This window comes from Streptomyces sp. CB02261 (assembly GCF_001905665.1).
Classification (GTDB): domain Bacteria; phylum Actinomycetota; class Actinomycetes; order Streptomycetales; family Streptomycetaceae; genus Streptomyces.
Map to the genome: position 1 here is coordinate 798,073 of NZ_LIVX01000004.1, position 23,251 is coordinate 821,323.

A 23,251-nucleotide genomic window follows, 5' to 3' on the forward strand; every position below is an offset into this window, starting at 1 on the left:
CCTCCATGCGTACCCCTCTGAAAGCGCTCCTGGGTCTGTTCGCCGGCGCCACTCTCGCCCTGGCCCCCCTGCCCGCCGCGGTGACCACGTCCGTCACCGCCGAAGCGCGGGCGGCGGCCGACCCCGCGTACAAGATCCTCGTCTTCTCCAAGACCGCCGGCTTCCGGCACTCCTCGATCGACGACGGCATAGCGGCCCTGCGCGAACTCGGCACGGCGAACAACTTCACCGTCGACGCCACCGAGGACGCCCAGGCGTTCACGACCGGCAACCTCGCCCAGTACAGGGCGGTCGTCTTCCTGTCGACGACCGGCGACGTCCTCGACAGCGGCAGGCAGACCGCGTTCGAGCAGTACATCCAGGGTGGCGGCGGATACGTCGGCATCCACGCCGCCGCCGACACCGAGTACGACTGGCCCTTCTACGAGGGTCTGGCCGGGGCGCTCTTCCACTCGCACCCGGCCATCCAGCCCGCCACCGTCAAGGTCGAGAACCGGGCGCACGACGCCACCGCCCACCTGGGCCGCACTTGGCAGCGCACCGACGAGTGGTACAACTACCGCACCAACCCGCGCACCACCGCCCGCGTCCTGGCCTCGCTCGACGAGTCCAGCTACTCGGGCGGGAACATGGCCGGAGACCACCCGATCGCGTGGTGCAAGGACTACCAGGGCGGCCGCGCCTTCTACACGGGAGGCGGCCACACCGACGAGTCGTACGGCGACTCCGTCTTCCGGCGTCACCTCCTCGGCGGGATCCGCTGGGCGGCCGGTCTGACCGATGCGGACTGCCGGCCGGAGACCGGATACACCTCCCTGTTCGACGGCTCGTCCACCGCGGGCTGGAAGCAGGCCGGTCCGGGTGGGTTCACCCTGGCGGACGGCACCCTCACCTCGCACGGCGGTCTGGGCATGCTCTGGTACTCCGGCAAGGAGTTCACCGGTGACTACTCCCTCAAGCTCGACTGGAGGGCGGCCGGGGACGACAACTCGGGGATCTTCATCGGCTTCCCCGCCTCCGACGACCCGTGGTCGGCGGTGAACAACGGCTACGAGATCCAGATCGACGCGACCGACGCCGCCGACCGCACCACCGGCGCCGTCTACGGCTTCCGGTCGGCCGACATCGGCGCACGGGACGCCGCGCTGAATCCGCCGGGGGAGTGGAACACGTACGAACTCCGCGTCACGGGAGAGCGGTTGGAGATCTTCCTCAACGGGCGCAAGATCAACGACTTCACCAACACCGACCCGGCCCGGAGCCTGCGCCAGGGCCACATCGGCCTCCAGAACCACGGCGACGGCGACGACGTGGCGTTCCGCGACGTCCGGATCAAGCAGGACGGCGGGCAGCAACCGGGCCCCCGGATCGGCGAGGTGAAGGGGGTCGGCGGGAAGTGCCTGGACGTGGACAACGCCCAGACCGCCGACGGTACGAAGATCCAGCTGTGGACCTGCAACGGGAGCGCGGCCCAGAAGTGGACCGTCTCCGGGGACGGGGCGCTGAAGGCGTTGGGGAAGTGCCTGGACGTCTCGGGTGGCGGGAGCGCCGACGGTACGAGGATCCAGCTGTGGACGTGCAACGGCACCGGGGCCCAGAAGTGGGCGCCGCAGGCTGACGGCACGGTCCGCAACCCGCAGTCCGGCAAGTGCCTCGACGCCTCGGGAGGCACGTGGAACGACGGCACCGCCGTCCACCTGTGGACCTGCCACACCGGTCCCAACCAGAAGTGGGTCCTTCCCTGACGGACCCGAGGACACGACGTGCTCCGGTGGTCGCGGGAGGCCACCGGAGCACGTCGCGTCGTGCCGCAATTCTGGCAAGAACCATGTAACTTCCCGACTCTCTTTGCGCTAGAGTTGCGTTCGTGACGCGACGACTTGCTCTGGTGGCGAAAAAGGTGGGGGTCAGCGAGGCCACGGTCAGCCGAGTTCTCAACGGTAAGCCGGGGGTCTCCGAGACCACCCGCCAGTCCGTGCTCAGCGCTCTGGACGTCCTCGGCTACGAGCGCCCCACACAGCTGCGCGGGGAGCGGGCCAGACTCGTGGGTCTCGTCCTGCCGGAGCTGCAGAACCCCATCTTCCCGGCCTTCGCCGAGGTCATCGGTGGTTCCCTGGCGCAGCAGGGCCTCACGCCGGTGCTCTGCACGCAGACCAGGGGCGGGGTGTCGGAGGCCGACTACGTGGACCTGCTGCTGCAGCAGCACGTGTCCGGGGTGATCTTCGCCGGAGGACTCTTCGCGCAGGCCGACGCGCCGCACGAGCACTACCGGCGGCTGGCGGAGCGCAACATCCCGGTCGTCCTCGTCAACGCCCCCATCGAGGGGCTCGACTTCCCGTGCGTGTCCTGCGACGACATCGCCGCGGTGGAGCAGGCGTGGCGGCACCTCTCCTCGCTGGGACACGAGAACATCGGCCTGGTCCTCGGCCCCGAGGACCACATCCCCTCGCGCCGGAAGCTGACCGCGGCCCGGACGGCGGCGGCCGCGGCGGGGGCGGCGCTGACCGAGGAGTTCGTCGAGCGCTCGATGTTCTCGCTCGAGGGCGGGCAGGCGGCCGCCGGCCGGCTGTGGGACCGGGGGGTGACCGGAGTCATCTGCGCGAGTGACCCGCTGGCCCTGGGCGCCATCAGAGCGGCTCGCCGCCGTGGGCTCGCCGTCCCCACGGACGTGTCCGTGCTCGGATTCGACGACTCGGCCTTCATGAACTGCACCGAGCCGCCGCTGTCGACGGTGCGGCAGCCGATCGAGGCGATGGGGCGGGCGGCCGTCGACCTCCTGTGCGCCCAGATCCAGGGGACGCAGGCGCACCCCGGTGAGCTGCTGTTCGAGCCGGAGCTCGTGGTGCGGGGCTCGACCGCGCCTCCGCCCAGCGCCTGATCCACGACGCCCGGCCCGGACGACAGCTGAGGGCCAGACCTGACGGTCTGGCCCTTTTTCCTGTGCTCTGGCGCGAGTGTGCCGCTTCCTCCTGACCTCCTGAGCGGTGGGCGCACCCCTCCAACAGGCAGTTGTGTCCGTCCCGTTGACAAAGCGGTGACCTGGCGGAAACCTGTCACCCGGTCATCGCAAAAGATTGACTGAACAGCTCAAAAAATCTTGCTGGCACTCAAATGTTCCGTAGTGAACATCGGAAGGTGTCGTGCGAGGACTCTTTGTCGGCGTTCACCCGCGCATCCGCCCCACGCTCGTCCGGCCTCCCGGCGCTGCTCACGCCGTCGGCCCGGGCGAGCCGGGGCGGGACGCGCGGGTGAGGAATCAAGAGGACTTCCATGCGATTGAGAAACCACGGGCGGCGAGTGATCGTCGGCTCGGTGATGGCGGGGCTGATAGGAGTGGGGACGCTTCCCGCCCCCGCCCACGCCGCCGAGGGCCCCAACCTCGCCCTGGGCAGGCCCGCGACCGCGGGCGGCACGAACGGCACCTACGTCGCCGGCAACGTGACGGACGGCAGCCAGGCGTCCTACTGGGAGGGCCCCAACGGGGCGTTCCCCCAGTGGGTGCAGGTCGACCTGGGGGCCGGCACCGACGTCGACCGGGTCGCGCTGAAGCTGCCCGCCGCCTGGGGCTCCCGTGTCCAGACGCTGAGCGTGCTGGGCAGCACGGACGGATCGTCGTTCGCCACGCTCTCCGGCTCGGGGGCGCGTACCTTCGACCCGGCGAACGCCAACACCGTCAGCATCCCCCTCACGGCGACCACGGCCCGCTTCATCCGCGTCCAGGTGGCGGCCAACACGGGCTGGAACGCGGCCCAGTTGTCCGAGCTGGAGGTCTTCGGCGAGGACGACGGCGGCCCGGTCGACCCGCCGCCGACCGGCACGAACCTGGCGCGCAACAAGCCGATCGAAGCCTCGTCGGTCACCCAGTCGTACGTGGCGGCCAACGCCAACGACGGCAACACCGCCACCTACTGGGAGTCGGCGGGTTTCCCCGCGACCCTGACGGCGAAGCTCGGTGCGAACGCCGACATCGAGGCGGTCCGGATCAAGCTCAACCCGGACCAGGCGTGGGGGCCGCGTACCCAGGCCGTCGAGGTACTCGGCCGTGAACAGTCGGCGTCCGGATTCACCTCCCTCAAGGCCCGCGCCGACCACCAGTTCAGCCCGTCGAGCGGCAACACCCTCACCATCCCGGTGACCGGACGGTACGCCGACGTGCAGCTGAGGTTCTCCGCCAACAGCGGCGCACCCGGTGCTCAGGTCGCCGAGTTCGAGGTCGTGGGCGCCGCCGCCCCGAACCCCGACCTCACCGTCACCGACCTCGTGTGGACCCCCTCCTCCCCCTCGGAGACGGACCCCGTCGAGGTGAGCGCGACCGTCCGCAACGCCGGCACCGCCGCCTCACCGGCCACATCGGTGAACGTCAGCCTCGAAGGTGCCGCGGCGGGCACCGCACAGGTCGGCGCGCTCGCCGCCGGTGCCTCCACCACCGTCAAGATCCCCGTCGGCCGGAAGGCGATGGGCTCCTACACCGTGTCGGCGGTCGTCGACCCGGCGAACACGGTCGTGGAACAGGACGACACCAACAACAGCCGGACCGGTTCCGCCAAGCTGGTCGTCGGCCAGGCGCCCGGCCCCGACCTCACGGTCACCGCCATCACACCGAACCCCTCGGCTCCGGCCGTCGGGGCAGCGGTCTCCTTCACCGCCACGGTCCAGAACCGGGGCACCACCGGCGTCGCCGCGGGCAGCGTCACGCGTCTGACCGCGGGCACCACCACCCTGAACGGGACCACGCCCGCGGTCGCCGCGGGCCAGTCGGTCACCGTGCCGCTCTCCGGCACCTGGACCGCCGCGAGCGGAGGGGTCACCCTCACCGCGACGGCCGACGCCACCGGGACCGTGGCCGAGACCAACGAGAACAACAACGTCCTCAGCCGTTCGCTCGTCGTGGGCCGGGGCGCCGCCGTGCCGTACACGGAGTACGAGGCGGAGGACGGCCGCTACCAGGGGACCCTCCTCACCGCCGACCAGAAGCGGACCTTCGGTCACACCAACTTCGCCACCGAGTCCTCGGGCCGCAAGTCGGTCCGCCTGAACTCCACCGGTGAGTTCGTCGAGTTCACCTCCGTCAACGCGTCCAACTCCATCGTCGTACGCAACTCCATCCCGGACGCCCCGTCCGGCGGCGGTGCCCAGGCCACGATCAGCCTCTACGCGAACGACGTCTTCGTGCGGAAGCTGAACCTGTCGTCGAAGCACAGCTGGCTCTACGGGACGACCGACGACCCGGAGGGCCTGACGAACACGCCCGGAGGCGACGCGCGCCGGCTGTTCGACGAGTCCCACGCCCTGCTGTCGCAGAGCTACCCGGCGGGCACCAGGTTCCGGCTCCAGCGGGACGCCGGCGACACGGCCTCCTTCTACATCATCGACCTGATCGACCTGGAGCAGGTCGCGCCCCCGACGGCCCAGCCGGCCGGCTGCGTCTCGATCACGAACTACGGCGCGGTGCCCAACGACGGCCTGGACGACACCGACGCGATCCAGCGTGCGGTGACCGCGGACCAGAAGGGCGAGATCTCCTGCGTGTGGATCCCTGCGGGCCAGTGGCGCCAGGAGCAGAAGATCCTCACCGACGACCCGCTGAACCGCGGCATCTACAACACGGTCGGCATCCGTGACGTGACGATCCGCGGCGCCGGCATGTGGCACTCGCAGCTCTACACCCTCACCCCGCCGCACCAGGCGGGCGGCATCAACCACCCGCACGAGGGCAACTTCGGCTTCGACATCGACCACAACACCCAGATCTCCGACCTCGCGATCTTCGGCTCCGGCACCATCCGCGGCAACAACGGCACCGAAGAGGGAGGCGTCGGCCTCAACGGACGCTTCGGCAAGAACACCAAGATCAGCAACGTCTGGATCGAGCACGCCAACGTCGGCGTCTGGGCCGGGCGGGACTACACCAACATCCCCGAGCTGTGGGGACCGGGCGACGGCGTCGAGTTCAGCGGCATGCGCGTCCGGAACACCTACGCCGACGGAATCAACTTCGCCAACGGCACCCGCAACTCCACCGTCTACAACTCGTCCTTCCGCAACAACGGTGACGACGCGCTGGCCGTCTGGGCCAGCAAGTACGTCAAGGACACCTCGGTGGACATCGGCTCGAACAACCACTTCCGCAACAACACGATCCAGCTTCCGTGGCGTGCCAACGGCATCGCGGTCTACGGCGGCTTCGGCAACACGATCGAGAACAACATCATCGCCGACACCATGAACTACCCCGGCATCATGCTGGCGACCGACCACGACCCGCTGCCCTTCTCCGGACAGACGCTCATCTCCAACAACGCCCTGTACCGCACGGGCGGAGCGTTCTGGAACGAGGACCAGGAGTTCGGTGCCATCACCCTGTTCGCCCAGGGCCAGCCGATCCCGGGCGTCACCATCAGGGACACGGACATCGTCGACTCGACGTACGACGGAATCCAGTTCAAGACCGGTGGCGGCGAGATGCCGAACGTCAGGATCGCCAACGTCCGGATCGACAGGTCGAACAACGGCTCCGGCATCCTCGCGATGAGCGGCGCCCGCGGCAGCGCCACCCTGTCGAACGTGACGATCACCAACTCTGCCGAGGGAAACATCCTGGTGGAGCCCGGCTCGCAGTTCGTCATCAGCAACCCCTGACACCGTCACCCGCGCCCCAGGCGCCCTGACGACGGGGTCCGGCCACGGCGGTGGCCGGACCCCTCCCGGACCCCGACGAGCCGCGCCGGGCAGCCCCTGGGCGCCTGGCCAGATCGAGGAGACATGAGAACGCACAACTGGAGATCGCGGAGCATGAGCGCCGTGATCGCGACGAGTCTGCTGGCGCTGGGCGGTCCCCTCATGACCGCGCAGGCAGCGGGCGGCCCCAACATCGCCCTGGGCGATCCCGCCGCGGCCGGCAGCGCGCTGCCGGAGTACGGCGCCGGGAACATCACCGACGGCAACCAGGGCACGTACTGGCAGAGCTCCGGGTCGAACCTGCCGCAGTGGGTGCAGACCGATCTCGGGACGAGCACCCGCATCGACGAGGTCGTCCTGAAGCTCCCGGCGGGCTGGGAGAGCCGCAACCAGACGCTCTCGGTCCAGGGCAGCGCCGACGGCACCAGCTTCACCACCCTCAAGAACTCGGCCACGTACTCCTTCAGTCCCGGCGCCGGCAACACCGTCACCGTCGGCTTCCCGGCCGCTCAGGCGCGCTTCGTCCGCGTCCACATCACCGCCAACACCGGCTGGCAGGCCGCCCAGCTCTCCGAACTCGAAGTGCACGGCGCCGACGGGACCTCCGCCAACCTCGCCGCCGGCAGGACGCTGACCGCGAGCAGCCACACCGAGGTGTACGCGGCGGGCAACGCCAACGACGGGAACAAGGCGAGCTACTGGGAGAGCCGGAACAACGAACTGCCCCAGTGGCTCCGGGCCGACCTCGGCTCCTCCGTCCGCGCCGACCGGGTCGTCCTGCGGCTCCCCGACGGCTGGGGCGCCCGCAGCCAGACCCTGAAGATCCAGAGCAGCGACAACGGCACGGACTTCACCGACCTCACCGCCTCGAAGGCGTACGACTTCCTCCCGTCCGCCCAGAACACGGTGACGATCCCGTTCGGAGCGACCACCGTCCGGTACCTCCGGGTCCTGGTCACGGTGAACAGCGTCCAGCCGGCCGCTCAGATAGCGGAACTGGAGGTCTACGGACCGGGCACCGGCGACACCCAGGCGCCGACGGCGCCGGCGAACCTGGCGTTCACCGAGCCGACCTCCGGGCAGGTGAGGCTGACCTGGACCGCCTCGACGGACGACACCGCCGTCACCGGGTACGACATCTACGCCGACAACGCGCTGCTGACCAGCGTGGCGGGCGACGTCACCACGTACACGGACCACCGCCCCGCGAACCAGACGGTCACCTACCACGTCCGCGCCAAGGACGCCGCCGGCAACCGGTCCGCCGACAGCAACACCGTGACGCGGCGCGGTGACACCGGTGACACGCAGGCGCCGACGGCGCCGGCGAACCTGGCGTTCACCGAACCGACCTCCGGGCAGGTGAGGCTGACCTGGACCGCCTCCACGGACGACACCGGTGTCACCGGCTACGACATCTACGCCGACAACGCGCTGCGGGGCAGCGTCGCGGGCAACGTCACCACCTACACCGACACCCAGCCGGCCTCCGCCACCGTCACGTACCACGTGCGCGCCAAGGACGCGGCCGGCAACCGGTCGGGCAACAGCAACACGGTCACCCGCAACGGCAGCGGCTCCACGGGTTCCAACCTGGCCGTCGGCAAGGCGATCAGCGCCTCCTCCACGGTCCACGGCTTCGTCGCCGAGAACGCCAACGACAACAGCACGAGCACGTACTGGGAGGGCGCGGGCGGCAGCTACCCCCAGACCCTCACCGTCAGGCTCGGCTCCAACGCCGACCTCCAGCGGCTCGTCCTCAAGCTCGACCCGGCCACCGTCTGGGCCGCCCGGAACCAGACCATCGAGGTCCTGGGGCGCGAGCAGAGCGCGTCGGGATTCACGAGCCTCCTCGCCGCCAGGAGCTACACCTTCGACCCGTCCGGCGGAAACACCGTGACCGTGCCGGTCACCGCTCGCGTCGCCGACGTACAGCTGAGGTTCACCGCCAACTCCGGTTCCTCGGCCGGACAGCTGGCGGAGTTCCAGGTCATCGGCGTGCCCGCGCCCAACCCGGACCTGGAAGTGACCGGCCTGACCACGACGCCGGCCGCCCCGGTCGAGTCGGACCAGATCACGGTGGGCGCCACCGTCCGCAACAGCGGCCCGGCCGCCGCGCCGGCCAGCGTCGTCGCGCTGCGCCTCGGCGGCTCCAAGGTGGCCACCGCCCAGGTCGGTGCCCTGGCCGCCGGTGCGCAGACCGTGGTCACCGCCTCCCTCGGCGCGCGGGACGCGGGCTCGTACCAGCTCAGCGCTGGCGCGGACGACACGAACGCCGTCGTCGAACAGAACGAGACCAACAACACCTACACCAGCCCGAGCGCCCTCGTCGTCAAGCCGGTCTCCAGCTCCGACCTGGTGGCGGCGTCGGTGACGACCTCGCCGTCCAGCCCCGCCGCCGGGGACACCGTCACCTTCAAGGTCGCGGTGAAGAACCAGGGCACCCAGGCGAGCGCGGCGGGCAGCCACGACGTCACCCTCACCCTGGTCGACTCCAAGGGGGCAGTCGTCAAGACACTCACCGGTGCGCACAGCGGGAGCATCGCGGCCGGATCGGCGGCCGAGGTGAACCTGGGCCCGTGGGCCGCGGTCAACGGCTCCTACACCGTCAGGACCGTGATCGCGGACGACGCCGCCGAACTGCCGGTCAAGCGGGCCAACAACACCTCCAGCCAGCCGCTCTTCGTCGGCCGCGGCGCGAACATGCCGTACACCATGTACGAGGCGGAGGACGGCACGGCCGGTGGCGGCGCCCAGGTTCTCGGCCCGAACAGGACCGTCGGCGACATCGCGGGCGAGGCCTCCGGCCGCAGGGCCGTGAACCTCGACGCGACCGGCGAGTACGTCGAGTTCACCACCCGCGCCTCGACCAACACCCTGGTCACCCGCTTCTCCATCCCGGACGCCCCGGGCGGCGGCGGCACCGACTCCACCCTCAACGTCTACGTCGACGGCGTCCTGAAGAAGGCGATGCCGCTGACGTCGAAGTACGCCTGGCTGTACGGCGCCGAGACCGGTCCCGGGAACTCCCCGTCGGCCGGCGGGCCGCGCCACATCTACGACGAGGCGCATCTGCTCCTCGGCGAGACCGTCCCGGCGGGCAGCAGGATCCGCCTCCAGAAGGACGCCGCCAACACCGCCGCGAACTACGCGATCGACTTCGTCAACCTGGAGCAGGTCGCCCCGGTCGCCAACCCCGACCCGGCCGCCTACGCCGTCCCGGCCGGCTTCGGCCAGCAGGACGTCCAGAACGCGCTCGACCGGGTGCGGATGGACTCCACCGGCAGGCTGACCGGTGTCTACCTGCCGCCCGGCGACTACCAGACGTCGAGCAAGTTCCAGGTCTACGGCAAGCCCGTACAGGTCCTCGGGGCCGGGCCCTGGTACACCAGGTTCCACGCGCCCGCCTCGCAGGACAACACCGACGTCGGCTTCCGGGCCGAGGCGGCGGCCAAGGGCTCGTCCTTCCGGAACTTCGCCTTCTTCGGCAACTACACCTCACGCATCGACGGTCCCGGCAAGGTCTTCGACTTCGCCAACGTGACCGACATGCAGATCGACGACATCTGGACCGAGCACATGGTGTGCCTCTACTGGGGAGCCAACACCGACCGGATCACGATCAAGAACTCGCGCATCCGGAACATGTTCGCCGACGGCATCAACATGACCAACGGATCCACGGACAACCACGTCGTCAACAACGACGCCCGGGCGACCGGTGACGACAGCTTCGCGTTGTTCTCCGCGATCGACGCCGGTGGCGCCGACATGAAGAACAACGTCTACGAGAACCTCACGTCGACGCTGACCTGGCGGGCGGCGGGCGTGGCCGTGTACGGCGGCTACAACAACACCTTCCGCAACATCCACATCGCCGACACCCTGGTCTACTCCGGCGTCACCATCTCCTCGCTGGACTTCGGCTACGCGATGAACGGCTTCGGGACCGAGCCGACGACCCTGGAGAACATCTCGATCGTCAGGGCCGGCGGCCACTTCTGGGGCAACCAGACCTTCCCCGGCATCTGGCTCTTCTCCGCCTCCAAGGTGTTCCAGGGCATCAGGGTGAACCACGTCGACATCGTCGAACCCACCTACAGCGGCATCATGTTCCAGACGAACTACGTCGGCGGACAACCGCAGTTCCCGATCAAGGACACCATCCTCACCGACATCTCCATCACCGGAGCCCGCAAGAGCGGCGACGCCTGGGACGCCAAGTCCGGCTTCGGCCTCTGGGCGAACGAGAAGCCCGAGGACAACCAGGGCCCCGCCGTCGGCGAGGTCACCTTCAACGGTCTGCGCATGAGCGGCAACGCCGTCGACATCCGCAACAACACCTCCACCTTCAAGATCAACATCAACCCGTAGCACGGGAAGAGCCGACCAGCCGGCGCGGGCCTCACGGAGGCCCGCGCCGGCCTTGAGGGCTGCCAGGGCGACCGCAGCGTCTGTCGATCCGGTGCGGCCGATCACGGACGCGTTACGTCCAACTGTCGTGCAATTACGAAATCAGCGCGAGATCTTGCGTTCACCTGCCTGCGGTGATTGAGTGTGCCGCGCCCCACCACGCACAACGGCGATGGGGCGACCTCCACTTCACGCCGCTCCACGTTCATGCCCGAAGGGGACCACCCATGAGAAGCGCCCGGTTCCGCCGCAGCCGCCGTGCCGCCGCAGTCACCCTCGTCTCCGCACTCTCGCTGACCGCGCTCGCCGCGTGCGGCACGAGCAGCAGCAGCGACGACGGCAAGGACGGGGCCCCGCAGAGCGGCTCCTCCGACCCGTCGGCCCCGCTTGACCCGAAGACCAAGGTGACGCTCACGATCGACTGCATGCCGCCCGCGGCGAAGGCGGCCGAGCTGAAGGAGTGGAAGGAGGACGTCGCCGCGTTCAACAAGACGTACCCGAACGTCACCATCGAGGGCCGCTCCACCCCGGGCCAGTGCCTGGAGCCGCCGCGCTTCACCGCGATGCTCAAGGCCAAGTCGCAGCCGGACGTGTTCTACACGTACTTCACCGACCTGCCGCAGGTGCTCGACAACGACGGGGCCGCGGACATCACCGCGTACGTCAACGACAGGACCGTGCCCGCGCTCAAGGACATCGACCCGAACGTCCTCGGCTCCCTCAAGCAGGACGGCAAGCTCTACGGGCTGCCCACCAGCAACTACACGATGGGCCTGCTGATCAACCGCAAGCTCTTCAAGGACGCCGGCCTGAACCCGGACGCCCCGCCGCGCACCTGGGAAGAGGTGCGTGCCGCCGCCAAGAAGATCGCCGGTCTCGGCAAGGGTGTCTCCGGCTTCGGCGAGTACAGCGCCGGCAACACGGGCGGCTGGCACTTCACCGCGCAGATGTACAGCGTCGGCGGTGACGTCGTGGACGCGTCCGGTACGAAGGCCGCGTTCAACAACGAGCTCGGCAAGCAGGTCGCGCGGAACCTCCACGCCATGCGCTGGGAGGACGACTCCATGGGCAAGACCCAGCTGCTCAAGTGGGGCGACCTGCAGAAGCAGATAGCCACCGACAAGCTCGGCATGTTCCTCGCCGCCCCCGACGACATCGCGTACATGGTGCAGCAGCTCGGCGCCAGGTACGAGAACTTCGGCATGGGCCCGATCCCCGGCGGCAAGAACACGCTGGCCGGCGGCAACAACTACATGATCAAGAAGGGCATCTCCGGCGACAAGATCAAGGCCGCCGTCGCCTGGCTCACGTTCAAGAACCTCACCGTCGGCAAGGGTCAGTTCGACTGGGCCCGCACCAAGGCCGACGGGCTCCCGGTGGGCATTCCGCAGCCGAACTTCTGGCTGAACGAGTCCAAGACCAAGGACGACGCCGCCCGCGTCGAGCACGCCACCATGCCGGTCGCCAACTTCAAGGCCTTCATGGACAACCCGGTCGCCGGCAAGGCGGAGCCGCCGAAGGCGCAGGAGGTCTACAAGGTCCTCGACAACGTCATGTCAGGCCTCCTCACCAACGAGGACGCCGACATCGACAAGCTCCTCTCCACGGCCGAGGCGCAGGTCGACCAGGTCCTCGCCAGTCAGTGAGCGGGTGCGGGTGGGGCGGGCGTGCCCGCTCCACCCGCGAACCGGTCCACGTCGACCGGCCCCGCCCGTACCGCCCGAGATCCTCGGGCACCAGAACCGGCAGACAGTACCGAGGAGAGACGATGTCGGCCCCCAGTCTGACCCCGAGCAAGGCGGACGCCCCCCGCCCCTCCCCGCCACCAGAGGCGGTCCCCGCGCCGGCCGACGGCCGCTTCGCCAGGAGCCTGCGGCGCAACCTCACCGCCCACGGCTTCCTGATCGGCGCGGTGCTGTGCTTCGGCGTCTTCTCCTGGTACCCCATGCTGCGGGAGTTCCTCCTCGCCTTCCAGAAGACCGAGGACGGCCGCACGACCTGGGTCGGTCTCGACAACTTCGACACGGTCGTCGACGACCCCGCCTTCTGGCAGGCCTGGGGCAACACCGCCCTGTTCACGGTGCTCGCCCTCGTCCTCGGCTTCGCGGTGCCCTTCCTCGTCGCGATCGTCATCAACGAGTTCCACCACGGCCAGGGCTACCTGCGGCTGCTCGTCTACCTGCCCGTCATGCTGCCGCCGGTCGCCTCGGTCCTCCTCTTCAAGTACCTGTACGACCCCGGATACGGCCTCCTCAACGAGCTGTTCACCTCGCTCGGACTGCCCGAACAGCAGTGGCTCCAGGACCCGGACCTCTCCATGCCCGCCGTCGTCATCGCGTCGACCTGGATGAACATGGGCGGTGCGACCCTGATCTACCTGGCCTCGCTCCAGTCCATCCCCGGCGAACTGTACGAGGCCGCCGAGCTCGACGGCGCCGGACTGCTGCGCAAGATCTGGCACGTCACCATCCCGCAGACCCGCCTCATCCTCTCGCTGATGGCACTCATGCAGGTCATCGCCACGATGCAGGTCTTCGTCGAGCCGTTCCTGCTCACCGGCGGCGCCGGCCCCGAGGGGTCGACCACCACGGTCGTCTACCTCATCTACCAGTACGCCTTCAACTTCAACAACTACGGTGCCGCGGCGGCGCTCGGCCTGCTCCTGCTCGTACTCCTCGCCGGATTCTCGGCGGTGTACGTCAAGCTCAGCCGTGCCGAGGACGAGTAGGACCGGAGACCAGCCATGTCCACACGTACGCTCATCTCGCCGGCCGTCCTCGCGAGGCCCCGCGGCAAGGTCCTCTACCGGATCGTCTTCGCCGCTGTCGTCGTCCTGTTCACCCTCGTCTTCCTCGGCCCCCTCTACTGGCTCGTGTCCAGCGGCTTCAAGGACGCCCAGGAGGTCATCCAGACCCCGCCGACCCTGGTGCCCGCATCGTTCGAGCCCGCGAACTACACCCGGGCCTGGGAGGTCATGGACCTCGCCGGCCTCCTCTTCAACACCCTCTACTACGCCTTCGGCGCCCTCGCCTTCCAGCTCGTGCTCGACGTGGCGGCCGCCTACTCGCTCTCGAAGCTGCGGCCCCTGTTCGGCAAGGCGATCCTCGGCATGATGCTCGCCACGCTGATGATCCCGGCGACGGTGCTCGTCGTCCCCCAGTACCTGACCGTCCTCGACGTGCCCGTCGTGGAGCGCAACCTGCTCAACACGCCGTGGGCGATCTGGCTGCCGGCCGTCACGAACGCCTTCAACATCTTCCTCCTGAAGCGCTTCTTCGACTCCATCCCGAAGGAACTGCTCGACGCCGCCTCGATGGACGGCGCCTCGTCCGTGCGGGTCCTGTGGTCGATCGTGCTGCCCATCTCCCGCCCCGTCCTCGGCGTCGTGTCGATCTTCGCGGTCGTCGGGGTGTGGAAGGACTTCCTCTGGCCCATGCTCACGCTGCCCGACCCGTCGAAGCAGACCCTCAACGTGGGCATCTACTCGCTCTCCAACGGCGTCCCGGTGAACGTGCTGATCGCCGCCCTCACCATCGCCTCCGTTCCCACGCTGCTGATCTTCCTGATCTTCCAGCGGAACATCATGAGCGGTCTCACCGCCGGCGGGCTCAAGGGCTGAACACGCCCGAACCCCGCCCGCCCACGAGCCCGCACCTCCCGAAGCCTTCGCCGCCGGCCCCACCGCCGCCCCGCCATCAGGGGCCGGCGGCGAAGAACCGCCCTGCCCGAAAGGACCGTCCCGTGGCAGCCCCTCATCCGCCCCGCACCGACGACTGGTGGCGCGACGCCGTCATCTACCAGGTGTATCCGCGCAGTTTCGCCGACGGCGACGGCGACGGCACCGGGGACCTCGCGGGCGTCCGGGCGAGACTGCTCTACCTCGCCGAACTCGGCGTCGACGCCGTCTGGTTCACCCCCTGGTACCTCTCGCCGCTGGTGGACGGCGGCTACGACGTCGCCGACTACCGCACCATCGACCCCGCCTTCGGCACCCTCGCCGAGGCCGAGAAGCTGATCGCCGAGGCCCGCGCACTCGGCATCCGGGCCATCGTCGACATCGTCCCCAACCACGTCTCCGACCAGCACGCCTGGTTCCGGGCCGCGCTCGCCGCCGGCCCCGGCAGCCCGGAACGCGCCCGCTTCCACTTCCGGCCAGGCCGCGGTGAGAACGGCGAACTCCCGCCCAACGACTGGCCGTCGCAGTTCTCCGGGAACACCTGGACCCGCGTCCCCGACGGCGAGTGGTACCTCCACCTCTTCACCCCCGAGCAGCCCGACCTCAACTGGTCCCACCCCGACGTCCGCCGCGAACACGAGGACGTCCTGCGCTTCTGGTTCGAACGAGGAGTCGCCGGCGTACGGATCGACTCCGCGGCCCTGCTCACCAAGGACTCCGACCTCCGCGACTTCGTCGAGGGCGTCGACCCGCACCCGTACATCGACCTCGACGAGATCCACGACATCTACCGCTCCTGGCGGGCCATCGCGGACGAGTACGGCGGTGTCTTCGTCGGGGAGGTCTGGCTGCCCGACGCCGAGCGCTTCGCCCGCTACCTGCGCCCCGACGAGCTGCACACCGCGTTCAACTTCAACTTCCTCGCCTGCCCCTGGGAGCCGGACCGGCTGCGCCGCACCATCGACGACACCCTCGCCGAACACGCCCCCGTCGGCGCCCCCGCCACCTGGGTCCTGTGCAACCACGACGTGACGCGCACCGCGACCCGCTACGGCCGCGAGGACACCGGCTTCGACTTCGCCAAGAAGCGCTTCGGCACCCCCACCGACCTGGAGCTCGGCACACGCCGGGCCCGCGCGGCCGCCCTGCTCACCCTGGCCCTGCCCGGCTCGGTCTACCTGTACCAGGGCGAGGAACTCGGCCTGCCCGAGGCCGACATCCCCCCGCACCGGATCCAGGACCCCATGCACGCCCGCTCCGGCGGCACGGACCCCGGCCGCGACGGCTGCCGCGTACCCCTGCCCTGGGAGGCCGACGCCCCCTCGTACGGCTTCGGCACCGGGACGGACCCGTGGCTGCCCCAGCCCGCCGACTGGGCACGCTACGCCGTCGACCGGCAGGCCACCGATCCCCGCTCGATGCTCAGCCTCTACCGCACGGCGCTGGACCTGCGCCGCGGCGAGACCGGATTCGGCGACGGCCCCCTGCGATGGCTGCCGTCGCCGGAGGGCGTCCTGACCTTCGCCCGCACGGAGCATCTCCTCTGCGCCGTCAACCTCTCCGGCGGCTCCGTGCCCCTCGCGCCGCACCGCGAGGTCCTGTTGGCCAGCGACGAGCTGCCGGCGGACGGCACGCTCCCCCCGGACACCGCCGTCTGGCTGCGTACCTGACGACACCGCCCCACGGCGGAGGCCCGGTGCGGGACCCCTAGTGAGGGGACCCGCACCCCCGGCGCCGTCCACCTGGTGACCCGTCGGCACCTCGACTTGCGAGCCGGATCCAGGAGTGCTGGGCTGGAAGAGGTAGGGGGCACATGGTAAGAGTGCAGGCCCGAGTATGCAGTACACGGCGGATCAAGACGTCGTCGAGACCGTGAGGGACTCCGATGTCGTCCGGCTGCACGGGACTGCCGGTCGAAGCGACCGCCTGCGCTGCCGTCCGTGCGGATGCTCTTCGACACCCTGACCGCACCGGTAAGGGAGCCCATCAGCAAGACGAGCTGCACGTGTCGTGTGACCACGGGATCGCCCCGCGCTGTTACCCACCACCGGAGGTTCACGATGACACACGCCTCTACGGTCCGCCGTCCGCTCCGCCAACTGCTGGCCATGTTCCTGACGGCCGCCTTGACCCTCTCCCTCTCGGCCCTCGTCACGCTCACCTCGGCCAACCAGGCGTCCGCCCTCTGCGTAGCAAGCGGGTTCTCAGGGACGTGGCGTTCGTCCGACGACAGACTGAGCCGCATCGACGTCTGGTACGGGGAGGACTGCACCCAGTACGCCAAAGCCTGGTCCACCTGCGAACACGACTCGAGTCGCGACTGCCCGTGGGGAACCAAGACGCTGAGATCCGGTGACTCGAAGAACTTCCGGTTCTTCTACTACAACTGGAACAATGCGAACGAGGTGCTCCACCTGAGACTGCAGGACAGGACCCACATGTCGGTATGGGACAGCACCGACTACCACGACGGCAAGAAGGTCAGCTTCACCGTGTCGATGGTCAAGAGCCGCTGACGACGGATGCGGCGTCCCGACACCCGAAGGAACACCCCATCACATGAACCCGGGCCGGTGCCCCCACGCGGGGCACCGGCCTCCGCCGGGGGAGGGGCGTCGCTGAACTCGGGGCGTGCGTAGCACGGGTGAGTGGGAGAACTCCATACGGGAGATGTGGAGGAGTCTTGATCAGTGCGTGAGTTTTCGGTCGGTTAATTTCCCCCCGGCCCGGAAGGAGCGGCTCTCACGGGGGTTCAACTCACCGGTAACCCTCGCCTGACCAGGCCGTTCATGGTCGTCTCGGGTGGGGAGGCGGTGTCCCCCGGGGAGTCACGTAGGCGATGTATGGTCGGGCCCGTTCAGTCGTTCAGGTGAACGCTCTGCCTCGCGGGTGACGTATGCCACCAGGGTTCGCAGGGCCAGGGGTGAATGGGCGCGAGTTCCGCGGACAGACGGAGGCGGGGCCCGCGCGGATCCCGCGTGTGCAGACCGATCGAAGACGTTCGAGGCGAGGCAGACCGATGGAAGTTCCGACTAACCCGTCGGTCGGTGGTGACAGATCCGGTGTCGGAGCCGGCGGCGGAGCCTGGTTCGGGCAGAGTCCGGCGGAGGCGACCGAGGTACGGCAGCCGGCGAGCCCGGAGTTCCGCGCCTTCGGCCCCAGGGCCGTACGGCCCACCGAGGACCCTCAGGTTCCCGCGGCGCCCGAGGACACGTCCGACGCCGCGCTCCTGCGCCGCACCATGGCCGAGATCGAGCCCATCGCCGACAAGGTGACCTCGTATTTCTACGCCCTTCTCTTCATGCGCCACCCCGACCTGCGGGCGCTCTTCCCCGCGGCGATGGACACCCAGCGCGACCGTCTGTTCAAGGCGCTGCTCACCGCGGCGACCCACGCCGACGACACCGCCACCCTGACCACGTACCTCACCCAACTCGGCCGTGGCCACCGGAAGTACGGCACCCTTCCCGAGCACTACCCGGCCGTCGGCGAGGCGCTGATCGGCGCCCTCACCCGCTACGCCCCGTCCACCTGGGGACCGAGGACCGAGGCGGCGTGGGTCGGCGCGTACACCACGATCTCCCAGATCATGATCGACGCGGCGACGGAGGACGAGCTGCGCGCCCCCGCCTGGTGGCAGGCGGAGGTGGTCGGCCACGAGATGCGCACCCGGGACATCGCCGTCGTCACGGTCCGGCCCGACCAGCCGTACCCCTTCCTCGCCGGGCAGTACACCACCCTGGAGACGCCGTGGTGGCCACGTGTCTGGCGGCACTACTCGTTCGCCTCGGCCCCCCGCTCCGACGGACTGCTCTCCTTCCACGTCAAGGCCGTGCCGGCGGGCTGGGTCTCCAACGCCCTCGTCCACCGCGCCCGCCCCGGAGACGTCATCCGTCTCGGTCCACCCGCCGGCTCCATGACGGTGGACCACACCACCCACAGCGGGCTGCTCTGCCTCGGGGGCGGCACCGGCATCGCGCCCATCAAGGCCCTGGTGGAGGACGTGGCCCAGCACGGCCGGCGCCGTACCGTCGACGTGTTCTACGGCGCCCGCCGGAACGACGACCTGTACGACATCGACACCATGCTGCGGCTCCAGCAGTCGCACCCATGGCTCTCGGTCCGCCCGGTCGTGGACGACGGTCCCGTCGGCCTGCTGTCCGGCGGCATCCCGGCGGTCGTGCGGGAGTTCGGCCCCTGGGACACCTACGACGCCTACCTGTCGGGTCCGCCCGGCATGATCCGCCGCAGCGTCGACTCCCTGGTGGGCATGGGAATCCCCACCCACCGCATACGTCACGACTCCATCGAGGAACTGGTCGGCGCAAAGACGTGAGCACTTACGAACAGACGGCCGCACAGCAGCGGGAGGCCTCCCCGCGCACCCATCGCCCGGGCAGCGACGGCGAGCACCAGGTGCAGCAGCGTATGGGCACCGCGGAGCGCGCCGACCGCTTCTACGCCGACCAGGTCCTCGACCGGCTCAACCCGCGCATGGCGGAGTTCGTCGCGCGTCAGGAGATGTTCTTCCTGGCCACCGCCGACCGGCACGGCGAGTGCGACAACACCTTCCGCGCCGGCCCGCCCGGCTTTCTCCACGTCCTGGACGACGCGACGCTCGCCTACCCCGAGTACCGGGGCAACGGCGTCCACGCCAGCCTCGGCAACATCGAGGAGAACCCGCACGTCGGCCTCCTCATGGTCGACTTCCTCCGCGACCGCATCGGCCTGCACGTCAACGGCCGGGCCAGGGTCGTGGACGACGACGAGATGCGCCGCGCCCACCCCGGGCTCGCGGTCGACCCGGTGCCCGGCCGCCGGGCCCTGGTCTGGGTGGAGGTCGCCGTCGAGGAGGCGTACATCCACTGCGCCAAGCACATCCCGCACCTGCAGAAGGTCCCCCGGAACGGCTCCGGACGCCCCTGGGGCACGGACGACTTCCGACGCAAGGGCGGTGACTTCTTCGGTGCCGCCGCCGAAGCGCCGGAACGGGGGCCGTTCCTGCCGCCGCCCCGCGCGGACGCGACGGCTTGGCGGGCCGAGGCCGAGAAGCTGCTGGCGAGGGCCGAGCGGCCCGCCGCCGCAGCCGACACGGGTGCGCATGCCGAGGGCGCGGCGGGGGCGCGGAAGTTCCGGGGCTGGTTCAGCGGGAGCACGACCGTCGGATGACATCCCGGGGCGGGGCCGGTGCCCTCCACGCCCCGACCCCGCCCCGCCACGCGAGCGGCCGCACGGGCCCTAGTCGGTCTGCTCCTGCGGCGCCGGAGTACCGGGGCCGGCAGCCGGGCGGTCCTCGCCGGGCCCCTCCGTGTCCTTCCGCTGCCCGCCGTCCTCACCCGGCTCCTCCGTGTCCTTCCGCTGCCCGCCGTCCTCGTCGGCCTCATCCGTCCCGGACCGCTTGCCTCCGGTGATCCGGATGTCCGGTGCCTCCGGTCCCGGCGCGGGCAGGTCCGGCGTGACGGCGTCGTCGCTCGCCGGAACGGGGTCGGGAAGTTCCGGCTCGGGCGTGCTCTGCATCAGGGTCTCCTCGTTCGATTCCACACGGGTCTCACACCCCGGCTGCCCCTGTCCGCCGCCGTCATTCCTCCGAAGCGACCCTGGCCTCGCCGCCTGGTCCCGGCCCGAAGGGGCACCGAGGTCGCCGGAGGATGAGAGCGGTGAGGCCGGGCAGGAGGGCCTCGTGACATCGAACACTCTCCGCACGCACCGGAGCACTCCGGGAAGCCGCGCCGCCGAGCTCCTGAGGCGCACGCGTTCCTCGCTGCGCGACACCGCCGTACGCCTCTGGGACGACAACATCGCCGACTTCGCGGCCGCGCTCACCTACTACGCCGTGCTCGCGCTCGTGCCCGCCCTCCTCGTCTCGGTCTCCCTGGTGGGGCTCGCCGGGTCCGGCACCCGCGAGCGCCTGATCCTCGACATGACCTCCTACGCCCCTCCCCAGTCGGCCCAGGTGCTGCGCGAGGCTCTGGACGGCCTCACCTCGGAACCGTCCTCCCTGTGGGTCCTGCTCGTCAGCGGCGTCCTCAGCGCGTTGTGGTCGGCCTCCAGCTATCTGGCCGTCTTCCGCCGCGCCCTGCACACGATGCACCGGCTGCCCGACACACGGCCGCCGCTCCGCGCGGCGCACGTCCTCGTCCTCACCGCCGGCGTGCTCCTGGCCCTGCTCGTCGCGGGCGCCGCCAGCCTCGTCGCGACCGGCCCCGTGGCCAGGCGGCTCGCGGCGGCCGCCGGCCACTCGGGCACGGACGTCATGGCCGTCCTGCGATGGCCGGTGCTCTTGCTGATCGTCACGGCGCTGATCCTCATCCTGTACCGGACCGGACCCGCCCAGGTCCGCGGAACGCGCCGGGGGTTCCCGGGCGGCGCCCTGGCGGCGGTCCTGTGGCTCGGCGCGTCCGCGCTCTTCACCCTCTACACGCAGTTCGGGACCTACAGCCGCCTCTACGGTTCGCTGGCGGGGGTCGTCGTCTTCCTCGTGTGGCTGTGGTTCAGCAACCTGGCCCTGCTCGCCGGCGCGCAGTTCAACGCGGTCCTCGCCCGGGCCGGGAGATGAACCGGGCGGGGCGCCGGAGTTCCGGGCCCCGCTCCCGCTACAGGTAGCGGCGGATGGGGAGCACCGCGGTCTCCCGGGCGCGCTGCAGCAGCGACCGCCGCTTCCAGCGGGCCGGGCTGATCGGTTCGCTCACCGCGAGGTCCTCGTCGTAGTGCGCGTCGAGGGTGGCGGTGAACTCGGCGTCCATGACGGCGAGCATGACCTCCTCGTCGTGGTCGAGGGAGCGGCGGTTGAAGTTCGTGGAGCCGATCAGGGAGACGACGCCGTCCATGGTCATGACCTTCGCGTGCATCATGGTCGGCTGGTAGTGGTGGATGCGTACGCCGCAGGCGGTCAGCTCCTCGTACCGGTGCTGTCCCGCCAGCTGGCACACCCGCTTGTCCGTGTGGGGGCCGGGCAGCAGGATCTCGACGTCCACACCGCGCCGGGCCGTGGCACAGAGCAGGTCGATGAAGTACGAGTCGGGCGCGAAGTACGCGGTCGCCAGACGGACGCGCTCCTCGGCCGACTCGAGGATCACGCGCATCAGGGTCTGCATGTCCTGCCAGCCGAAACTGGCCGAGCCGCGCACCACCTGCACGATGGCGTTCCCGCTCGGTTCGTGGCTCACGAACCGGTCGCGCTCGTCGAAGAGTTCCGCGTGGCATTCCGCCCAGTTCTGGGCGAAGGCGGCGGCGATGCCGTCGACGGCGGGCCCTCGGACCTCCACGTGCGTGTCCCGCCACTCGCCGGGGTTGCGCGCGTCACCGCACCACTCCTCGGCGATGCCGACGCCTCCGGTGAAAGCGGTCTGCTCGTCGACCACGAGGACCTTGCGGTGGCAGCGGTGGTTCTGCTTGAGCGGCGAGAGGTAGAGCGGCTTGCGGAACCAGGCGATCTCGACCCCGGCCCCGCTCATGCGGTCCAGCAGGTCCCGCTCTATCAGCCGACTGCCGAAACCGTCGAGCAGCAGCCTCACCCGTACACCCGCCCGCGCCCGGTCGGACAGGGCCTCGGCGAAACGCCGCGCGATGTCGCCCCGCCAGTAGACGAAGGTCATCATGTCGACGGTGTGGCGGGCGCCGTCGATCGCGTCCAGCATGGCGGTGAAGATCTCGTCCCCGTTGCGCAGGGGGCGGAGGGCGTTGCCCTCGGTCGCCGCGACGCCGATGAGCCGCTCGAGGCGCCGGCGTATGCGGTGGATCCGCTCGTCCGCCGTACCGTCGGCGGTCACAACCGTCTCGATCCGCTCGTCCGCCGGACTGTCGGCGGTCACCACCGTCGCGCCGTCGAGCGGCGGCTCTCTGTCAGACATACCGGTACACTCCTCCGTCGGCCATGGGGGCTCAGGACCTTATCCGACGGTGCCGAGGACTCCGACGGCAGTTCCGGCACCGCGTGCCAGAACCCGATACCCCGAGTCGCGAGGGCCACGCCCTCTCCTCGCAGGTCCGCCGGAACCCACGGTGCGCGGTGCCGCCGCCGACGGGCCGCGCCGTACGGTGTGGCCCGCGCGCACCATGTCCCGCAGGCCCTCAGACGGTCGCCCGGCCCGCCGACCGGTCGGCGGCGCGGGAGCGGGTCAGCGCCCGGCGGCCGAGGAGCACGCCGCCCAGCCCCAGCGGGACGGCCACGACGGCGCCGACGAGCCCGTTGCCGGTACCGGGACCGCCGCTCGAGGTCGCCAGGTGCAGGACCGCGAGGACCGTGCCGACCGCCCCCACGGCGACGGCAGACATCCCGCCGGTGCGCGCGCTGCCGGGGCCGATCCGGCCGCGGGCGCGGGACAGGGCCAGCCATCCGACGACGACGGCGAGCAGCCCCACCCCGAGAGCCAGATTGGCCCCGGTACGCCCGTCGCCGATGATGCCGCCCTCGGCGGCCACCCTCAGCGCTGCCGAAGCACTCACGCCGCTCTCGTCCCTCAGCGCCGGTACCGCACCCACAGC

The 23,251-nt window shown here is 70.1% G+C and carries 15 protein-coding genes; 12 read left to right on the top strand and 3 right to left on the bottom strand.

What is annotated here, in order from left to right; genetic code table 11:
* Positions 1-5 precede the first annotated feature (5 nt).
* From AMK29_RS16930 to AMK29_RS16980, 11 genes are all read left to right on the top strand, one after another.
* The gene (locus AMK29_RS16930) at positions 6-1,745 is read left to right on the top strand and encodes a ThuA domain-containing protein (protein ID WP_073813568.1); all 1,740 of its coding nucleotides are present in this window, start codon (positions 6-8) and stop codon (positions 1,743-1,745) included.
* Positions 1,746-1,867: 122 nt separating this feature from the next.
* Positions 1,868-2,878, top strand: coding sequence for a LacI family DNA-binding transcriptional regulator (locus AMK29_RS16935; RefSeq protein ID WP_073813570.1), 1,011 nt, complete (start codon positions 1,868-1,870; stop codon positions 2,876-2,878).
* A 392-nt stretch (positions 2,879-3,270) separates the two neighbouring features.
* Positions 3,271-6,639: a CARDB domain-containing protein gene (locus AMK29_RS16940; protein ID WP_073813572.1), complete on the top strand. Its 3,369-nt coding sequence runs from the start codon at positions 3,271-3,273 to the stop codon at positions 6,637-6,639.
* 123 nt (positions 6,640-6,762) lie between these two features.
* On the top strand, positions 6,763-11,052 hold the full coding sequence (locus AMK29_RS16945; RefSeq protein WP_073813574.1) for a discoidin domain-containing protein: 4,290 nt from the start codon (positions 6,763-6,765) through the stop codon (positions 11,050-11,052).
* Between the two features lie 266 nt (positions 11,053-11,318).
* Positions 11,319-12,737 (top strand): ABC transporter substrate-binding protein, encoded by a 1,419-nt coding sequence (locus AMK29_RS16950; RefSeq protein ID WP_073813576.1) that lies wholly within the window; start codon positions 11,319-11,321, stop codon positions 12,735-12,737.
* Positions 12,738-12,859: 122 nt separating this feature from the next.
* Positions 12,860-13,819, top strand: a complete 960-nt coding sequence (locus tag AMK29_RS16955) for a carbohydrate ABC transporter permease (protein WP_073813578.1) — start codon at positions 12,860-12,862, stop codon at positions 13,817-13,819.
* Between the two features lie 15 nt (positions 13,820-13,834).
* Positions 13,835-14,710 carry a carbohydrate ABC transporter permease gene (locus AMK29_RS16960; protein WP_073813580.1) on the top strand — a complete coding sequence of 292 codons (876 nt, stop codon included), beginning with the start codon at positions 13,835-13,837 and terminating at the stop codon, positions 14,708-14,710.
* 122 nt (positions 14,711-14,832) lie between these two features.
* Positions 14,833-16,437: a glycoside hydrolase family 13 protein gene (locus AMK29_RS16965; protein WP_073813582.1), complete on the top strand. Its 1,605-nt coding sequence runs from the start codon at positions 14,833-14,835 to the stop codon at positions 16,435-16,437.
* A gap of 390 nt (positions 16,438-16,827) precedes the next feature.
* The gene (locus tag AMK29_RS16970) at positions 16,828-17,283 is read left to right on the top strand and encodes a hypothetical protein (protein ID WP_073813584.1); all 456 of its coding nucleotides are present in this window, start codon (positions 16,828-16,830) and stop codon (positions 17,281-17,283) included.
* A gap of 380 nt (positions 17,284-17,663) precedes the next feature.
* Complete coding sequence (locus tag AMK29_RS16975) at positions 17,664-19,103, top strand: globin domain-containing protein (RefSeq protein ID WP_443334068.1); 1,440 nt, start codon at positions 17,664-17,666, stop codon at positions 19,101-19,103.
* Positions 19,104-19,195: 92 nt separating this feature from the next.
* A complete protein-coding gene (locus AMK29_RS16980) occupies positions 19,196-19,936 on the top strand; it encodes a pyridoxamine 5'-phosphate oxidase family protein (protein ID WP_198942265.1) in 741 nt (246 codons plus the stop codon).
* A gap of 69 nt (positions 19,937-20,005) precedes the next feature.
* Here AMK29_RS16980 and AMK29_RS16985 read toward each other — a convergent pair whose 3' ends face one another.
* Positions 20,006-20,284 (bottom strand): hypothetical protein, encoded by a 279-nt coding sequence (locus AMK29_RS16985; protein WP_073813590.1) that lies wholly within the window; start codon positions 20,282-20,284, stop codon positions 20,006-20,008.
* Between the two features lie 163 nt (positions 20,285-20,447).
* Between AMK29_RS16985 and AMK29_RS16990 the strand changes: the two genes are divergently transcribed.
* Entirely contained in the window at positions 20,448-21,323 is an 876-nt protein-coding gene (locus AMK29_RS16990; protein WP_073813592.1) for a YihY/virulence factor BrkB family protein, read from the top strand.
* 37 nt (positions 21,324-21,360) lie between these two features.
* On the opposite strand, the gene AMK29_RS16995 is transcribed toward AMK29_RS16990, so the two are convergent.
* Together AMK29_RS16995 and AMK29_RS17000 are read right to left on the bottom strand one after the other, a co-directional pair.
* Positions 21,361-22,617, bottom strand: a complete 1,257-nt coding sequence (locus tag AMK29_RS16995; protein ID WP_079196918.1) for a phospholipase D-like domain-containing protein — start codon at positions 22,615-22,617, stop codon at positions 21,361-21,363.
* 220 nt (positions 22,618-22,837) lie between these two features.
* A complete protein-coding gene (locus AMK29_RS17000) occupies positions 22,838-23,212 on the bottom strand; it encodes a DUF6223 family protein (protein ID WP_073813896.1) in 375 nt (124 codons plus the stop codon).
* Positions 23,213-23,251 lie beyond the last annotated feature (39 nt).

Coding starts and splice junctions, on each gene's coding strand:
- AMK29_RS16980 (WP_198942265.1), top strand. CDS start 19,196: ATGGGCACCGCGGAGCGCGCCGACCGCTTCTACGCCGACCAGGTCCTC.
- AMK29_RS16960 (WP_073813580.1), top strand. CDS start 13,835: ATGTCCACACGTACGCTCATCTCGCCGGCCGTCCTCGCGAGGCCCCGC.
- AMK29_RS16985 (WP_073813590.1), bottom strand. CDS start 20,284: ATGCAGAGCACGCCCGAGCCGGAACTTCCCGACCCCGTTCCGGCGAGC.
- AMK29_RS16940 (WP_073813572.1), top strand. CDS start 3,271: ATGCGATTGAGAAACCACGGGCGGCGAGTGATCGTCGGCTCGGTGATG.
- AMK29_RS16995 (WP_079196918.1), bottom strand. CDS start 22,617: ATGTCTGACAGAGAGCCGCCGCTCGACGGCGCGACGGTGGTGACCGCC.
- AMK29_RS16950 (WP_073813576.1), top strand. CDS start 11,319: ATGAGAAGCGCCCGGTTCCGCCGCAGCCGCCGTGCCGCCGCAGTCACC.
- AMK29_RS16975 (WP_443334068.1), top strand. CDS start 17,664: ATGCCACCAGGGTTCGCAGGGCCAGGGGTGAATGGGCGCGAGTTCCGC.
- AMK29_RS16955 (WP_073813578.1), top strand. CDS start 12,860: ATGTCGGCCCCCAGTCTGACCCCGAGCAAGGCGGACGCCCCCCGCCCC.
- AMK29_RS16945 (WP_073813574.1), top strand. CDS start 6,763: ATGAGAACGCACAACTGGAGATCGCGGAGCATGAGCGCCGTGATCGCG.
- AMK29_RS16930 (WP_073813568.1), top strand. CDS start 6: ATGCGTACCCCTCTGAAAGCGCTCCTGGGTCTGTTCGCCGGCGCCACT.
- AMK29_RS16970 (WP_073813584.1), top strand. CDS start 16,828: ATGACACACGCCTCTACGGTCCGCCGTCCGCTCCGCCAACTGCTGGCC.